The 17,071-nt window shown below is 62.8% G+C and carries 12 protein-coding genes; 4 read left to right on the forward strand and 8 right to left on the reverse strand.

Translation table 11 applies throughout. The annotated features are described in order from the left end of the window. Positions 1-156: 156 nt before the first annotated feature. The 6 genes from BN2475_RS11305 to typA form a co-directional block, all read right to left on the reverse strand. Positions 157-615, reverse strand: a complete 459-nt coding sequence (locus BN2475_RS11305) for a transposase (protein ID WP_094779615.1) — start codon at positions 613-615, stop codon at positions 157-159. 183 nt (positions 616-798) lie between these two features. After that, positions 799-1,896: a cell division protein ZapE gene (gene zapE / locus BN2475_RS11310; protein WP_094779616.1), complete on the reverse strand. Its 1,098-nt coding sequence runs from the start codon at positions 1,894-1,896 to the stop codon at positions 799-801. Positions 1,897-1,988: 92 nt separating this feature from the next. Then, positions 1,989-3,419, reverse strand: coding sequence for a dihydrolipoyl dehydrogenase (gene lpdA, locus BN2475_RS11315; protein ID WP_094779617.1), 1,431 nt, complete (start codon positions 3,417-3,419; stop codon positions 1,989-1,991). 139 nt (positions 3,420-3,558) lie between these two features. Further along, complete coding sequence (odhB, locus tag BN2475_RS11320; RefSeq protein ID WP_094779618.1) at positions 3,559-4,842, reverse strand: 2-oxoglutarate dehydrogenase complex dihydrolipoyllysine-residue succinyltransferase; 1,284 nt, start codon at positions 4,840-4,842, stop codon at positions 3,559-3,561. Between the two features lie 141 nt (positions 4,843-4,983). Next, complete coding sequence (locus BN2475_RS11325) at positions 4,984-7,845, reverse strand: 2-oxoglutarate dehydrogenase E1 component (RefSeq protein WP_094779619.1); 2,862 nt, start codon at positions 7,843-7,845, stop codon at positions 4,984-4,986. Between the two features lie 408 nt (positions 7,846-8,253). Next, on the reverse strand, positions 8,254-10,080 hold the full coding sequence (gene typA / locus BN2475_RS11330; RefSeq protein ID WP_094779620.1) for a translational GTPase TypA: 1,827 nt from the start codon (positions 10,078-10,080) through the stop codon (positions 8,254-8,256). Positions 10,081-10,474: 394 nt separating this feature from the next. On the opposite strand from typA, the gene BN2475_RS11335 reads away from it, so the two are divergent. The 4 genes from BN2475_RS11335 to BN2475_RS11350 all read left to right on the forward strand — a co-directional run bounded on the left by BN2475_RS11335 (position 10,475) and on the right by BN2475_RS11350 (position 15,465). Continuing rightward, entirely contained in the window at positions 10,475-10,990 is a 516-nt protein-coding gene (locus tag BN2475_RS11335) for a MarR family winged helix-turn-helix transcriptional regulator (RefSeq protein ID WP_094779621.1), read from the forward strand. Between the two features lie 49 nt (positions 10,991-11,039). Next, complete coding sequence (locus BN2475_RS11340; protein ID WP_094779622.1) at positions 11,040-12,548, forward strand: efflux transporter outer membrane subunit; 1,509 nt, start codon at positions 11,040-11,042, stop codon at positions 12,546-12,548. A gap of 89 nt (positions 12,549-12,637) precedes the next feature. Beyond that, positions 12,638-13,867, forward strand: coding sequence for an EmrA/EmrK family multidrug efflux transporter periplasmic adaptor subunit (locus BN2475_RS11345; protein ID WP_094779623.1), 1,230 nt, complete (start codon positions 12,638-12,640; stop codon positions 13,865-13,867). Positions 13,868-13,902: 35 nt separating this feature from the next. Further along, positions 13,903-15,465 (forward strand): DHA2 family efflux MFS transporter permease subunit, encoded by a 1,563-nt coding sequence (locus BN2475_RS11350; protein WP_094779624.1) that lies wholly within the window; start codon positions 13,903-13,905, stop codon positions 15,463-15,465. A 141-nt stretch (positions 15,466-15,606) separates the two neighbouring features. On the opposite strand, the gene truB is transcribed toward BN2475_RS11350, so the two are convergent. Further along, the gene (gene truB, locus BN2475_RS11355; RefSeq protein WP_094779625.1) at positions 15,607-16,542 is read right to left on the reverse strand and encodes a tRNA pseudouridine(55) synthase TruB; all 936 of its coding nucleotides are present in this window, start codon (positions 16,540-16,542) and stop codon (positions 15,607-15,609) included. A 93-nt stretch (positions 16,543-16,635) separates the two neighbouring features. After that, complete coding sequence (rbfA, locus tag BN2475_RS11360; RefSeq protein ID WP_094779626.1) at positions 16,636-17,001, reverse strand: 30S ribosome-binding factor RbfA; 366 nt, start codon at positions 16,999-17,001, stop codon at positions 16,636-16,638. Between the last annotated feature and the right edge of the window lie 70 nt (positions 17,002-17,071).

The raw sequence follows: 17,071 nt of genomic DNA on the forward strand, positions 1-17,071 counted from the left end.
GTGGCGGCAAGGGCGGACTGATGCACCATTCGGCGGTGCCTGTCACGCCTGGGGTAGATGACCCGCAGATCTGCCGCGGCCAGAATCAGTACAGAAGAAACGGCCGGCGATTGCCATTGCATGGCCGTTTTTTATGAAGCCAGCAGATCGAAACCGTCATGCAGCATGCTTGAACGGCGACGTGAACGGAAACGGCGACGGCGGCAGTGGTTTGCTCAATGCCGGGCTGTATCTTGCCGGCGTGGCGGGCACCGTGGCCGGCACCTTTGCCCCTTTGATACTCTTCTGTTCCGCGCTCACGTGCGTACGCATGCGCGCTTCCATCAGGCTGCACAGTTCTTCGCTCTGCGTGCCGAACAGTTGCTCCATGACGCGTTTGAGCACGCCGGATTCGTACCACACCTTGAAGCGGCGGTGACACGTTTGATACGACGGGTATCTGCGCGGCATCGCAGACCAGGTCGCGCCGCTGTACATGACCCACAGCACGCCGTTGAGTACTGACCGGGTATTGGCAAGGGGTCGGCCACGCAATTCGGAGCGCGGACGCAGTTCAGGAAGCAACAGTGCGACACGCTGCCATTCTTCATCGGTGATATCACGGTGTGGATTCATGGTTTCTCCTTTTTGTCAGAACCTCGACAAAAGATAGCCAGTCATCCGCGGCCAAACTATAAGACCATTCTGAATCTTGAAAATACGCCGTCCGACGCAGTCAGTTCCGCAACTGAGCATGATCTAGCGCAACCGTGCCGCGCCTTCTGACTGATCGATCGACCCGGGCGTGCCCGAAGCGACTCAGGTCAACGACGTGTCGACGATCCGGCGCGGCGTGTCGAGATATTCCTTCGATTGCATCTCAACGATACGCGACACTGTGCGCGTGAATTCATTGGCCATCGGGCCGTCGATATAGAGTTGCTCAGGCGGCACCGCGGCGGACATCAACAGCTTGACCTTGTGGTCGTAAAACACGTCGATCAGCCACGTGAAGCGGCGCGCTTCCGAGGCCATGCGCACCGTCATCTGCGGCACGCCGGACAGGATCACCGCGTGAAAGCGGCTCGCGAGTTCCAGGTAGTCGTTCTGCGAGCGCGGACCGCCGCACAGCGTCGCAAAATCGAACCACACGACGCCATCGGCACGGCGCAGCGCCTTCAACTCGCGCTTTTCGATATGCAGGATCGGACTCTCGTCGGGCACCGCGGCGAGGCGCGCGAAAGCGTCGCGCAACGCCTTGTCGGCGCTCGCGCCGAGCGGCGTGTGATACACCTCCACCTGCGCCAGCGTGCGCTGACGGTAGTCGATGCCGGCGTCGACGTTGAGCACGTCGAGCTTCTCCTTGAGGAGCGCGATAGCCGGCAGCATGCGGTCGCGATGCAGGCCGTCCGGATACAGCGTGTCCGGATCGTAGTTGGACGTCATCACGAACTGCACGCCGTTCTCGAACAGCTTGTCGAGCAGACGGTACAGAATCATCGCATCGGCGATATCCGACACGTGGAATTCGTCGAAACAGATCAGCCGGTAGCGCTTCGCGATGCGGCGCGCGAGTTCGTCGAGCGGATCGGCCTGGCCTTTCAGATCTTCCAGCTCGCGGTGCACTTCGCGCATGAACTCGTGGAAATGCAGACGCGTTTTGCGCTGCACCGGCACGATCATGTAGAAGCTGTCCATCAGGAAGCTCTTGCCGCGCCCTACGCCGCCCCACATATAGACGCCGCGCGGCAAGTCGGGGTGAATGATCAGTTTCTTGAACGCATTGGAGCGGCGCGACTTGTATGCGACCCACTCTTCGTAGCACCGCTGCAGGCGGTCAACCGCCGCGAGTTGCGCCGGGTCCGACTGATAACCGCGCGTCTGCAGTTCTTTTTCGTAGTATTCGGTGACGTTCATTGTGTTGCTGCAAAAAAAGAAAGGCGGGAGGGAGTGAACCCGCCCGCCTTGATGGTGATGCCAGAATTGCTTTAAGTCAGGCGTGCGCGCAATTACATGTTCAGCGCGCGCTTGTCGACGGCCAGTGCCGCTTCGCGCATGACTTCCGACAGCGACGGGTGCGGATGGCAGATGCGGCCGAGGTCTTCCGAGGCCGCCTTGAATTCCATCGCCACCACTGCTTCAGCAATCAGGTCCGATGCGTCCGCCGCGATGATGTGCACGCCCAGCAGTTCGTCGGTCCTGGCGTCGGCGATCATCTTGACGAAACCCTCCGCCTTGTTGATGCCGAGCGCGCGGCCGTTCGCCATGAACGGGAACTGACCCGTCTTGATCTCGCGGCCTTCCGCCTTCAGCTGCTGTTCCGTCTTGCCGACCCACGCGATTTCCGGTTCGGTGTAGATCACCCACGGCACGCAGTTGTAGTCGATATGCGGCTTCTGACCGTCGATGATTTCGGCGACCATCACGCCTTCGTCTTCAGCCTTGTGCGCGAGCATCGGGCCGCGCACCACGTCGCCGATCGCGTACACGTTCGGCACAGCCGTCGCGCAGTGGTCGTCGACGTCGATGAAGCCGCGCTCATTCGCCTTCAGGCCGATCGATTCGAGACCGAGGTTGTCGGTGTTCGGCACCCGGCCAACCGACACGACCAGGCGGTCGGCTTCGAGCGTTTGCGCGTTGCCGTCCTTGTCCGTGTAAGCGATCGTGACGCTGTTTTCGGCCGTCTTCACTTCGCCGACCTTCACGCCGACGTGAATCTCGAGACCCTGCTTCTTGAACTGCTTGGCCGCTTCTTTCGCGAGCGCCGGGTCTGCCGAGCCGAGGAATTCCGGCAGCGCTTCCAGCACGGTGACTTCCGCGCCGAGACGCCGCCACACCGAACCCAGTTCCAGGCCGATCACGCCGGCGCCGATCACGGCCAGCTTCTTCGGTGCCGTCTCGAAGCTCAGCGCGCCTTCGTTGTCGGCGATGAGCTTGTTGTCGACCGGAATGCCCGGCAGATGGCGCGCTTTCGAACCCGTCGCGATGATCACGTTCTTCGCCGTGATCACTTCGGCTTCGCCCTCGCCGCTCACTTCGATCTGCACGCCGGCGGCCGTCTTGCCGGTGAACTTGCCGTGGCCCTTGAGCCACGTGATCTTGTTCTTGCGGAACAGGAATTCGATACCCTTGGTCATCTTTTCGACGATGCCTTCCTTGCGGGCCATCATCTTCGAGATATCGACCTTCACGTCCGACACGAAAATGCCGTGATCGGCCAGGTGATGCGAGGCGTTTTCAAACTCTTCCGACGACGCGAGCAGCGCCTTCGACGGAATGCAACCCACGTTCAGGCAGGTGCCGCCGAGCTTCAACGCGCCGGCCGGGTTCTTCCACTTCTCGATACATGCGACGGTCTTGCCGAGCTGCGCTGCGCGAATGGCGGCGATATAACCGCCAGGGCCTGCGCCGATCACGACGACGTCAAATTCTTTGGACATGACAATCCTTTTGATGGCGGAACGGCACGCGGCCACCTTGCGTGGCGCGTGCGGTTCCCGTACTACGGAATGCGAAAGACTTGCTGCAGGGAGGGTGCCGGCCCGCGCGATGGCAAGCCGGCACCAGCCGAACCGGCGATTACAGGTCGAGCAGCAGACGGGCCGGATCTTCCAGCGCGTCCTTCATTGCGACCAGCGACAACACCGCTTCGCGGCCGTCGATGATGCGGTGGTCGTACGACAGCGCCAGATAGTTCATCGGGCGGATCACGATCTGGCCGTTTTCGACCACAGCGCGATCCTTGGTTGCGTGCACGCCGAGGATTGCGGACTGCGGCGGGTTGATGATCGGGGTCGACAGCATCGAGCCGAACACACCACCGTTCGAGATCGAGAACGTACCACCGGTCATTTCTTCGATCGACAGCTTGCCGTCCTTCGCCTTCTGGCCGAATTCGGCGATCTTCTTCTCGATGTCGGCAAGGCTCAGCTGATCCGCATTGCGCAGGATCGGCACCACCAGACCGCGCGGCGAACCGACAGCGATACCGATGTCGAAGTAGCCGTGATAGACGATGTCGTTACCGTCGATCGACGCGTTCACCAGCGGGAACTTCTTCAGCGCATGCACCGCCGCCTTCACGAAGAACGACATGAAGCCCAGCTTCACGCCATGTTCCTTCTCGAACTTGTCCTTGTACTTGTTGCGCAGATCCATCACCGGCGCCATGTTCACTTCGTTGAACGTGGTCAGGATGGCATTGGTTTGCTGCGACTCGAGCAGACGCTCGGCGATACGCGCGCGCAGACGCGACATCGGCACGCGCTGTTCCGGACGGTCCTTCAGCCACTGCTCGGCCGCGGCCGGCGCCTTGACGTCCGGCAGCGACGGCTTCGCAGCCTTCGGTGCGGCAGCCGGTGCCGGTGCAGCCGTGGCAGCCACCGGGGCAACCTGGCCGGCGCTCAGCACGTCGCCCTTGGTGATGCGGCCGTCGCGGCCCGTGCCGGCGACGTCGCCCGCCGACAGGCCCTGCTCGGCCATCAGCTTGCCGGCAGCCGGCGAAGCAGCGGTGTTCGAGCCCGTGGCGGCTGCGGCTTGAGCAGCCGGTGCCGGGGCGGCGGCCGCGGCGGCCACCGGCGCCGGCTTCACTTCGGCTTCGACAGCAGCCGCGCCTGCGGTGCCTTCGGTGTCGATCTTGGCAATCACCTGGTCGGCAACCACAGTGTCGCCATCGTTCGCGATGACCTGAACGAGCACGCCGGCGGAGGGTGCCGGCACTTCGAGAACGACCTTGTCGGTCTCGACTTCGATGAGAATTTCGTCGACAGCAACAGCCTCGCCGGGCTTCTTCTTCCACTGCAGCATGGTGGCTTCCGAGACCGACTCGGAGAGCTGCGGAACCTTGACTTCAACAATAGCCATTATGAATATCCTGAATACGTATCGGGTGACGGCGCGGTGAACGACGACCGCCTGCGAACCATGACCGCGGATGAACCTTCATTGGCTCACCGAGCGCGGCACGGGAAAGCGCATTGCGCTTTCCCGGTTCGTCTGTTTTGCTTATTTAGCGATCGACGCGCTCTTGAGGCGGCCGAATGCGCCTTCGACCAGCGCCTTCTGCTGCTCGTAGTGCTTCGCGTAGTAGCCGACTGCCGGCGAGGCCGAAGCCGGACGGCCGCTGTATGCCAGCTTCTGTCCTTCCTTCATGCCTTCCTTCAGGTGGTGCTCGATGTAGAACCACGGGCCCTGATTCTGGGGCTCGTCCTGCACCCAGACCACTTCGGTCGCGTTGTCGTACTTCTTCATTTCCGCTTCGAACTGCTTGTGCGCGAACGGATAGAGCTGTTCGATACGGATGATCGCGACGTCGTTCGACTTCGATTCGCGGCGATGTGCAACCAGGTCGTAGTACACGCGACCCGAGCAGGCCACGACGCGCTTGACCTTCTTCGCGTCGATGGCTTCGTCCACTTCGCCGATGATCGGCTGGAACGAACCCTTCGCCAGTTCCGACAGATCCGACACGGCTTCCTTGTGACGCAGCAGCGACTTCGGCGTGAAGACGATCAGCGGCTTGCGGAACAGGCGGATCATCTGACGGCGCAGCAGGTGGAAAATCTGCGCCGGCGTGGTCGGCTGGACGACCTGCATGTTGTGCTCCGCGCACAATTGCAGGAACCGCTCGATACGCGCCGACGAGTGCTCCGGACCCTGACCTTCGTAGCCGTGCGGCAGCAGCATCGTCAGGCCCGAGACGCGGCCCCACTTTACTTCGCCCGACGAAATGAACTGGTCGATCACGACTTGCGCGCCGTTCACGAAGTCGCCGAACTGCGCTTCCCATGCGACGAACGTATTCGGTTCAGCGGTCGAGTAACCGTATTCGAAGCCCAGCACTGCCTCTTCAGACAGCACCGAGTCGATCACGTTGAACTTCGCCTGACCTTCGGCGACATTCTGCAGCGGCACATAGGTGCCGTCGTTCCAGCGCTCGCGATTCTGGTCGTGCAGCACCGCGTGACGGTGCGTGAACGTGCCACGGCCCGAGTCCTGACCGGTCAGGCGCACTGCGTAGCCCGATGCGACCAGCGATGCGAACGCGAGGTGCTCGCCCATGCCCCAGTCGAGCTTCGCTTCGCCGCGGCCCATCGCGCGACGGTCGTTGATGACGCGCTCGACCAGCGGGTGAACCTTGAAGTTTTCCGGGATCGTAGTGATGCGCTCGGCGAGGCGCTTCAATTCCGCGAGCGGCACGGCCGTGTCGGCTGCGTCGGTCCACTTGCGGTTCAGGAACGGCACCCAGTCGACCGCGTACTTGCTCTTGTAGTTCGAGAGCACCGGATCGATGGTGTGATGGCCTTCGTCCATCGCCTTGCGGTAGGCCTTGACGAATTCGTCGCCTTCTCCCGCGGTGATCACGCCTTGTTGCGCCAGCCTTTCAGCGTACAGCGCGCGCGTGCCCGGGTGCTTCGCAATCGTCTTGTACATCAGCGGCTGCGTGACAGCCGGCGTGTCCTGCTCGTTGTGACCCAGCTTGCGGAAGCAGACGATGTCGACGACGACGTCCTTGTGGAACTGCATCCGGAAGTCGATAGCCATCTGCGTGGCCAGCACGACCGCTTCGGGATCGTCACCGTTCACGTGCAGCACCGGCGCTTCGATCATCTTGACGACGTCCGAGCAGTACAACGTGGAGCGCGAGTCGCGCGGGTCCGACGTGGTGAAACCGATCTGGTTGTTGATGACGATATGCAGCGTGCCGTGCGTGCCGTAACCGCGCGTTTGCGCGAGGTTCAGCGTTTCCATCACCACGCCCTGGCCTGCGAAGGCCGCGTCGCCGTGAATCTGCACCGGCAGCACCTGCAGGCCGCTGTCGTCGCCACGACGATCCATACGGGCCTTCGCCGAACCTTCGACCACGGGGTTGACGATTTCGAGGTGCGACGGGTTGAACGCGAGCGACAGGTGAACCGGGCCGCCGTCGGTCGCGACGTCCGACGAGAAACCCTTGTGGTATTTCACGTCGCCGGCCGGCAGATCGTCGACGTGCTTGCCTTCGAACTCGGCGAACAGGTCAGCCGGCATCTTGCCGAGCGTATTGACCAGCACGTTCAGGCGACCACGGTGAGCCATGGCGATGACGATTTCCTGAACGCCTCGGGCGCCGCCGTGACGCACGACTTCGTCCATCGCCGCGATGAAGCTCTCGCCACCTTCGAGCGAGAAGCGCTTCTGGCCGACGTACTTGGTATGCAGGAAGCGCTCGAGGCCTTCAGCGGCCGTCAGGCGGTTCAGGATGTGCTTTTTCTTCTCGTTGGAGAAGTTCGGCGTCGAACGGATCGATTCGAGCCGCTCCTTCCACCAGCGCTTCTGTTCCGGATCGCTGATGTACATGTACTCGGCGCCGATCTGGCCGCAGTACGTGTCGCGCAATGCCTTGACGATCTCGCGCAGCGTTGCCCGCTCGAATCCGAAATACAGATTCGTTGCGCTGTATTCCTGGTCCATGTCGGCTTCGGTGAAGTCGTAGAACGCAGGTTCAAGTTCGGGAATAGCGGGACGTTCGCGGCGCTTCAGAGGATCGAGATTGGCCCATTGCGAGCCGAGGAAGCGATATGCGCCGATGAGGGACTGCACATAAACCTGTTTGCGGGCGGTTGCGAGATCTTCGCCGCCTGCTGCCGTGCGCGGGATGAAGGCGTTGGCCTTGGCCCGTTGCGCAAACGATTCGACGATCGGGCCATGGGCCACGTCGTTGGCATTGCTGCCATCCGATGCAGGAACGTTCTGCAACGCGTCGAAATAGCTGCGCCAGTTCTCGGGCACTGACGCCGGATTATCGAGATACGCTTCGTACATTTCTTCTACGTACGGAGCATTGCCGCCGAACAAATAAGAGTTCGACTGGAATTGCTTCATCATTTTTACGCTCACCTTTCTTCGAGTTTCTCGAGAAATAGCGGGTTACCGAACCTTCCGCGACACGGCCTGACCGTTTAGCGGATTGCGCGAATCAAGTCTTGCTTGGAAGGACCTAAAACTTTGCACGCGGTAGCATAGCACAGAACGGATAGCCCAGATAGCTGGCCAATTGCCGCCCGAGCCCGTTGTGACGGGCTTTCGCGGCCCATCTCACGACTCGCAACAGTCTTCTGTGAGAAACGGAGATCAACAGTCAGCCAACCGCCGGCAACCGCTCGAAACACACATCCGACGCCCGGAAATGCAAAAGCCACCCGAGGGTGGCTTTTGCCTGCAACATACCGCACCGATTCGCTACCAGTCTCTGCGAATCGCCGCCAACCGGACGAAGCGCAGACCGGGCTTTGCTTAGTCCACCGCGCCCTTGCGGCTTGCGCTGCGGCGCTCATGTTCCTTCAGGTAGCGCTTGCGCAGACGGATCGATTGCGGCGTGACTTCGACCAGCTCGTCGTCGTCGATGAATTCAACCGCGTATTCCAGCGACAGCTGGACCGGCGGCACGAGGCGCACGGCTTCGTCGGTGCCCGAGGCGCGCACGTTGGTGAGCTGCTTGCCCTTGATCGGATTCACGACGAGGTCGTTGTCGCGGCTGTGAATGCCGATGATCATGCCTTCATACAGCGCCTCGCCCGGCGACACGAACATGCGGCCGCGATCCTGCAGCTTCCACAGTGCATAGGCAACCGCCGCGCCGTCGTCCTGCGAAATCAGCACGCCGTTGCGACGCTCGCCCACCGCGCCTTCCTTGACCGGCTGGTACGAGTCGAACGTGTGGCTCATCAGGCCCGTGCCGCGCGTGAGCGTGAGGAATTCCGACTGGAAGCCGATCAGGCCACGCGCCGAAATACGGTACTCGAGACGCGTGCGGCCGCGGCCGTCCGACGCCATGTCGAGCATTTCGCCCTTGCGGCGACCCAGCTCTTCCATCACGCCACCCTGGTGGGTGTCTTCCATGTCGACGGTCAGGTTTTCATACGGCTCGTGCTTCACGCCGTCGACTTCCTGCATCACCACGCGCGGACGCGACACGGCCAGCTCGTAGCCTTCACGACGCATGTTTTCCACGAGGATGGTCAGGTGCAGTTCGCCGCGGCCCGCCACTTCGAACGTGGTTTCGTCGCCGGTGTCCTTCACGCGCAGCGCCACGTTGTGGTTCAGCTCCTTCATCAGGCGATCGCGAATCTGGCGGCTCGTGACGAACTTGCCTTCGCGGCCGGCCAGCGGCGACGAATTGACGAGGAAGTTCATCGTCAGCGTGGGTTCGTCGACGGTGATCATCGGCAACGCTTCCGGCTGTTCCGGCGCGCAGATGGTCACGCCGATACCGATTTCCTCGATACCGTTGATCAGCACGATGTCGCCGGCTTCAGCCGAGTCGACCAGCACGCGATCAAGGCCCTTGAACGACAGCACCTGGTTGATCTTGCGATTGAGGATCGCGCCGTCCGGACCCGAGCGCACGGCAACCGCCATGCCCGGCTTGATGCGGCCGCGCGTGATACGGCCCACGCCGATGCGGCCGACATACGACGAATAATCGAGCGACGTGATCTGCAGTTGCAGCGGACCGTCCGGATCGGCCGGACGGACCGGCACGTGTTGCAGGATGGCCTCGAACAGCGGACGCATATCGCCTTCGCGCACATCCGCGGCGAGGCCGGCATAACCATTCAGACCCGACGCATAGACGATCGGGAAGTCGAGCTGCTCGTCGGTCGCCCCCAGCTTGTCGAACAGGTCGAACGTCTGGTTGATCACCCAGTCCACCCGCGCGCCCGGGCGGTCCACCTTGTTGATCACGACGATCGGCTTCAGCCCGAGCGCCAGCGCCTTCTTGGTCACGAAGCGCGTTTGCGGCATCGGACCTTCCACCGCGTCGACCAGCAGCAGCACCGAGTCGACCATCGACAGCACGCGCTCCACTTCGCCGCCGAAGTCGGCGTGGCCGGGGGTGTCGACGATGTTGATGTGGGTGCCTTCGTACTCGACCGCGCAGTTTTTCGACAGGATCGTGATGCCACGCTCCTTTTCGATGTCGTTCGAGTCCATCACGCGCTCGGCGATTTGCTGGTTGTCACGGAACGTGGCGGTCTGGCGCAGAAGCTGATCGACGAGCGTGGTTTTGCCGTGGTCGACGTGGGCAATGATGGCGATGTTGCGTAGGGCGCGGGTCATAGGAAACCTGGAGACAGTTGGAGTGCGCCGCTTGCTTACCGCTTGCTTATGCCGGCTGCTTCTGCTGGTTGTTGCAGCCTGGTTGCTGCAGCTTGGTCGCATTACGCCGGTTACGTTACAGATATAAACCACGACAAGCCCAAAGCGCACTTTTGGGAACCCAACATTATAGCACGGCGAAATGAAGCTTTCTGGTATTCCCTGATAGACCGGCCGCGACTGCGCCAGCGGCCCGTGTAACCGCCGATGGTGCGAGGGCAACCAGCAACAGACCGAGCCCTATTTTTTCCCGGAAGGCGAAAAGATCCTTGCCTAAGCTGTAATAACGCTTGCCGTGTCAATCAACCGGTGACTATAATCCTGCCTAGTCAACCATTGCATTCGCATGAGAATCATGACAGAGCGGCCCCCCACCCCCACGCCAAACCTCTGCGAGTATCAGCTAGGCGAAAGCGTCGGCTATCTGATCTCGCGAGTGAAATCGACGTTGTCGAACCTGGTCACCCAGCGCAGCATGGCCGAGTTGGGCATCACCAGCCAGCAGGGCAGCATCCTGTTCATGGTGGCAAGCGGCAAATGTCTGCTGGCGGCAGAACTGGCCCGTGAATACGGCATCGACGCCAGCGCCGTCACGCGTCTGATCGACCGGCTGGAAAAGCGCGGCCTGCTGACACGGGTGCGCAGCAACGAAGACCGGCGCGTCGTCCGTCTCGCGTTGACACCGGAAGGTCAAGCGATCGCAGCGAGAATGCCGGCGATTTTCACCGGCGTGCTGGATAGTCTGCTGGGCGGTTTCACGCCCGAGGAAGTGGGCTTCCTGAAGAGCATGCTGCGCCGGGTGCTCATCAATTCCGGCGAACAAACGGGATTCACCCGTGATGCAGCAAGCAGTATTGATGGCAAAATGTAAGAAATTGCTTGCAGCGTCCACCATTACATTCCACTCAAAGAGTCGAGCAATGAAATCCCTTTCCCTGTCCGCGCCCGCGCTGTCGAGCCGGGCCGCTGTCGCCGCTGCGGTGACGGCGCTCGCCCTTACGGGGTGCGCGAACTACTTCGGTGTGAAAAGCGACAAGCAGATCGCGTCGCCGGCGCAGTACGAGTCCGCGCAGAGTCTGCCGCGCGAAGGCGGCCACTGGCCGTCGCTCGACTGGGCCAACCAGTTCGGCGACCCGCAACTGCCCAGCCTGATCGCGGAAGCGCTCGACGGCAGCCCGTCGATTGCCCAGGCGCAGGCGCGTCTGGCCAAGGCGTCGTCGTATATCGAGAGCTCGCGCGCGGCGCTGTTCCCCAAGGTGGACGCCAAGTATTCATGGACTCGCGAACTGTATTCCGAAAACGCGCTTTTCCCACCTCCGTTTGGCGGCACCTGGTATAGCGAGAACAACGTGCTCGCGAGCGCGTCGTGGGAGCTGGACCTGTGGGGCAAGAACCGCCAGCGCCTGGGCGTGGCCGTGTCGCAGGAAAAGGCCGCTGAAGCCGACATGCAGCAGGCGCGCGTGACGCTCGCCGCGGCGGTGTCGAGCACCTACAACCAGCTCGCGCAGTTGTATGCGTTCCGCGAGATCGCCGTGCGCGAAATCGCCAACCGTCAGGACATCGTCCGCATCACCGACGGCCGCGTGGCGGCGGGCCTCGACACCAACGTCGAAAAGCAAACCGCGGCTGGCAACATCGCGACCAGCCAGTCGAACCTGACGGACCTCGACGGTCAGATCACCGTGGTGCGCTACCAGTTGGGTGCGCTGCTCGGCAAGGGTCCGGATCGCGGTCTGCAGATCGCCGAGCCCAAGCTCACCGTCGGCGATGCGGTGGTGCTGCCGGACAACGTTCCGGCCGACCTCGTCGCCCGTCGCGCGGATATCGTCGCCGCACGCTGGCAGGTGGAAGCCGCGATGCACGATGTGAAGGAAGCGAAAGCCGAGTTCTTCCCGGACGTCAACCTCGCCGCGGGCTTCGGTTTCGACGCGTTCGGTTGGGGCCGCTTCCTCACCGCGTCGAGCCGCCAGATCCAGTTCGGCCCGGCGATTCACCTGCCGATCTTCGACGCCGGCGCCCTGCGCGCGCAGCTCAAGGGCCGCTATGCCGACTTCGAGCTGGACGTGGCGAACTACAACGACACGCTGATCAAGGCACTTCAGGACGTCGCGACCCAGGTGTCGTCGATCCGCTCGATCGACCGGCAATCGGGCGACGCGCAGCGCGCGCTCGACGCGTCGCGCAAGGCGTATCAACTGGCCGTGGTGCGCTATGAGGCTGGCCTGTCGCCTCAGCTGCAGGTGCTGACGGCGGACCAGAACCTGCTTGCCGCCGAACAGACGGTGACCGGCCTGAAGATGCGCCGCCGCGACATGCAGATCGGCCTCATCAAGGCGCTCGGCGGCGGTTTCGACGCCACGCAGACCGGCCTCGTGGTGCCGACCGACGCGCCGGCGTCGGCCACCGCCGCGACCGTATCGGCGAACTGAGCGCGCGGCACGGAGCTTGCCCGCAGACCTGCGCAAACTGACGAACACCCGAATAAACGACGACGTTCAAGAGAACCCGGAGCACATCAATGAGCACCACCCCCCAACAGCCTGCCACCCCGCCGCAGCCGGCGAACAATGGCAAACGCAAGCGCATGATGACGCTGCTCGTCATCGTGATCCTGATCGCCGCGGTTGCCTACGGTCTGTATTACTTCCTCGTCGCGCGCTTCCATGAAGACACCGACGACGCGTACGTGAATGGCAACGTCGTGCAGATCACGCCACAAGTTACTGGCACAGTCGTCGCCGTGAACGCGGACGACACGCAAACCGTCAAGGCCGGTGATCCGCTCGTCGTGCTCGATCCGGCCGACGCCCGGGTCGCGCTCGAACAGGCCGAAGCGAATCTGGCGCAAACGGTGCGCCAGGTGCGCGGTCTGTTCGCCGACGACAACCAGTACCAGGCGCAAGTCGAGTTGCGCCAGTCCGATCTGTCGCGCGCCCAGGACGACCTGAAGCGCCGTCTGACGGTGGCGCAAACCGGCGCGGTGTCGCAGGAAGAAATCTCGCACGCCCGCGACGCCGTGAAGAGCGCGCAGGCCGCCGTCGATGCGGCCCAGCAACAGCTGGCGTCGAACCGCGCGCTGACCGCCAACACCACGATCGCGAACCATCCGAACGTGCAGGCAGCCGCTGCGAAGGTCCGCGACGCCTACCTGAACCACGCGCGTAACAACCTGCCGGCGCCCGTCACCGGCTATGTCGCGAAACGTTCGGTGCAAGTGGGCCAGCGCGTCTCGCCGGGCACCCCACTGATGGCGATCGTGCCGCTCGGCGCCGTGTGGGTCGACGCGAACTTCAAGGAAGTGCAGCTCAAGCACATGCGCATCGGCCAGCCGGTCGAACTGACAGCTGACGTGTACGGTTCGTCGGTGGTGTACCACGGCAAAGTGGTCGGCTTCTCGGCGGGCACGGGTTCGGCGTTCTCACTGTTGCCGGCGCAAAATGCGACCGGCAACTGGATCAAGGTGGTGCAGCGTCTGCCGGTGCGTGTCGCACTCGACCCGCAGGAACTCGAAAAGCACCCGCTGCGCATCGGCCTGTCGATGCAAGCCGACGTCAATATCAAGGACGGCGAAGGCGGCCAGCTCGGCCAGGCGCCAAACACCGTCTACCAGACCAACGTGTTCGACAAGTACGGCGACGAAGCCGACGCGGAAATCGCCCGCATCATCGCAGAGAACGCCGGCCAGAACAGCGGCGCGCAGAAGGCGGCGCAGACCGGCGCCGCGAAGCCCGGCGCGAAGAAGAGCTGAGCCGTCCACGCGACGCTTCATAGAAGGCTTTCTCAATGGCTCAGGCTCAGGCGCAAGTCCCTCATCCGCCGCTCGAGGGCGCGCAACTGGTGATCGGCACCATCGCGGTGTCGCTCGCCGTGTTCATGAACGTGCTCGACACGTCGATCGCGAACGTGTCGATTCCGTCGATCTCGGGCGACCTCGGTGTGTCGTCCGACCAGGGCACCTGGGTGATCACCTCGTTCGCGGTCGCCAACGCGATCTCGGTGCCGCTGACCGGCTGGCTCACCGAGCGCATCGGCCAGGTGCGCCTGTTCATGGCGTCGATCGTGCTGTTCGTGATCTCGTCATGGCTGTGCGGCCTCGCGCCGACCCTGCCCTTTCTGCTGGCGTCGCGCGTGTTGCAAGGCGCGGTGGCCGGCCCGATGATCCCGCTCTCGCAAACGCTGCTGCTCGCCAGCTATCCACGCGCGAAGGCGCCGATGGCGTTATCGATGTGGGCAATGACCACGCTGATTGCGCCGGTGGCCGGGCCGATTCTCGGCGGCTGGATTTCCGACAACATCTCGTGGCCGTGGATCTTCTACGTCAACATTCCGGTCGGTGCGATCGCCGCGGTGGCGACATGGATGATCTTCCGCAATCGCGATTCGGTAATCAGAAAAGCGCCGATCGACGGTGTCGGGCTTGGCCTGCTGATCGTCTGGGTCGGCTCGCTGCAGATCATGCTCGACAAGGGCAAGGACCTCGACTGGTTCGCGTCGACCACCATCGTCGTGCTCGCGCTGGTCGCGGTGATCGCGCTCGCGTTCTTCATCGTGTGGGAATTGACGGCCGATCACCCGGTGGTGGATCTTTCGCTCTTTAGCCGGCGCAATTTTACGGGCGGCACGATCGCGCTGTCGGTCGGCTACGGACTCTACTTCGGCAACCTCGTGCTGCTGCCATTGTGGCTGCAAACCGATATCGGCTATACGGCGACCGAAGCCGGGCTGGTGATGGCGCCGGTCGGCCTGTTCGCGGTGCTGCTGTCGCCGATCACCGGCAAGATCTTGCCGCGCACCGATCCGCGCTATATCGCGACGCTGTCATTCCTCGTGTTCGCGTTGTGCTTCTGGCTGCGCTCGCGTTATACGACCGGTGTCGACACATACTCGCTGCTGCTGCCCACGCTGATTCAGGGGATCGGCATGGCCGGGTTCTTCATCCCGCTCGTATCGATCACGCTGTCGGGCTTGCCGGGCAACCGGATTCCGGCGGCATCGGGCTTGTCGAATTTCGTGCGCATCATGTGCGGCGGTATCGGCACCTCGATTTTCCAGACCGCATGGGATCACCGCACGATCATGCATCACGCGCAGCTGACCGAACAGGCCAATGCATATAACCCGGTGTTCGATCAGTCGATTCGTCAGATGGGCGCGGCGGGCTTCAACCAATCGCAGGCGTACGGTCTGTTCAATACGATGGCGACGCAGCAGGCCGCACAATTGGGCGTAAACGATCTGTTCTTTGTTTCCGCCGGCATCTTCGTGGCACTGATCGCGCTGATCTGGATCACGCGGCCGGAGCGCGCCGGCGGTGATGCGGGTGCGGCAGCTGCCGCGGCGCATTGAGACTGCGCGGCAGGCCTGCAAGATCGGCGATATGAAAAAAGCGGGACCGCTCGAATAGCGGTCCCGCTTTTTTTTTGAACACCGGGCACGCTGTGCCAATGTGGGCACAAGTGCTTCCACCCGCAGCGGCGCGCGAGCGACCTAGCTTTGCGTGGTCACCACCAGCCGCTCCGGTGCCAGCACGCCCTCGCCTTGCTTCGCGACGCCCAGCAGCCGACCATCCGCGGCATACACCCTGACGCGCGGCGCGTTCGCCGCATCGGCGGACAGGGTCAAGCCAGAAAGCTTCAGGCGCTGACCGTGCAGAAAGCGGCGCGTGTCGTCTTCGTTCAACCGTACGAGCGGGAACGTCGACAGCAACGCGTCCACCGGTTGCAGCCAGCTGTCGCGTTCGCTCTCGGTCGCATCGGACAATGCGTCGAGCGTCACCGCATGCTCGAGCGTCAACGCGCCGACGCCAGTGCGGCGCAGCGCGACCAGATGCGCGCCGCACCCCAGCGCTTCGCCGATGTCTTCGGCTAGCGTGCGCACATACGTGCCCTTGCTGCACGTCACGCGAAACGTCACGTCGGGCAACGCGCAAGCGAGCAAGTCGAGCGCGTGAATCGTCACCTGGCGCCCTGCGCGCTCGACCGTCTGACCGGCCCGCGCGTATTCGTACAACGGCTTGCCGTCGCGCTTGAGCGCCGAATACATCGGTGGCACCTGAACGATCTCGCCGACGAACTGGCGCAAAGCCGCCTGCACCGCGGCCTCATCGCACGTTACGTCGCGGGTGTCGAGCGCTTCGCCTTCGGCGTCGCCGGTGGTCGTGCGAATGCCGAGGCGCATGGTGGCCTCGTAGGTCTTGTCGGCTTCGAGCAGGTCCTGCGAAAACTTGGTGGCTTCGCCGAAACACAGCGGCAGCAAGCCGGTCGCCAGCGGATCGAGCGTGCCGGTGTGGCCCGCCTTTTTTGCCAGGTAGAGACGCTTCGCGCGAATCAGCGCGTCGTTGCTCGACAGGCCGAGCGGCTTGTCGAGCAACAGTACGCCGTCGAGCGTGCGACGCGGCACGCGGGGGCGTTGAGATGCGGTCATGTCAGAAAAGCCAGAACGTCGATGAATACGGAAAACAGTACCGGGCGTTGCGCGACTCACGCATTGCAGCGCGCGCCGCGGCTAACGGTGCACTCAGTCCTCTTTCGCACGATTGGCGTTCGCCTCGTCGATCAGACGCGACATTTCGACGGCCCGCTCGATCGTCTTGTCGTAATGGAAATGCAGCGTCGGCACGGTATGGATATGCAGCCGCTTGAACAGCTGATTGTGCAGATGGCCGGCCGCGTGCGTGAGCGCCTCGAGGGTCTGTTGCGGATCGCCGGTCAGCGTCGTGAAATAGACCTTCGCGTGCGCGTAGTCAGGCGTCAGTTCGACGCTCTGGATCGTGACGATGCCGATACGCGGATCCTTGACCTCGCGCAGCAGCTCGGACAGATCGCGCTGGATCTGATCGGCGATCTGCACGTTGCGATTGGGAGAAGTACGTTTTTTAGGCATGGTGTTGTGTGATCCGTGGTGACGGATGCAAAAAAGTTGTTCGCGCGAAACCTGGTGTATTTTTCGCGCG

Source organism: Paraburkholderia ribeironis, from assembly GCF_900019265.1.
GTDB classification, from domain to species: Bacteria; Pseudomonadota; Gammaproteobacteria; order Burkholderiales; family Burkholderiaceae; genus Paraburkholderia; species Paraburkholderia ribeironis.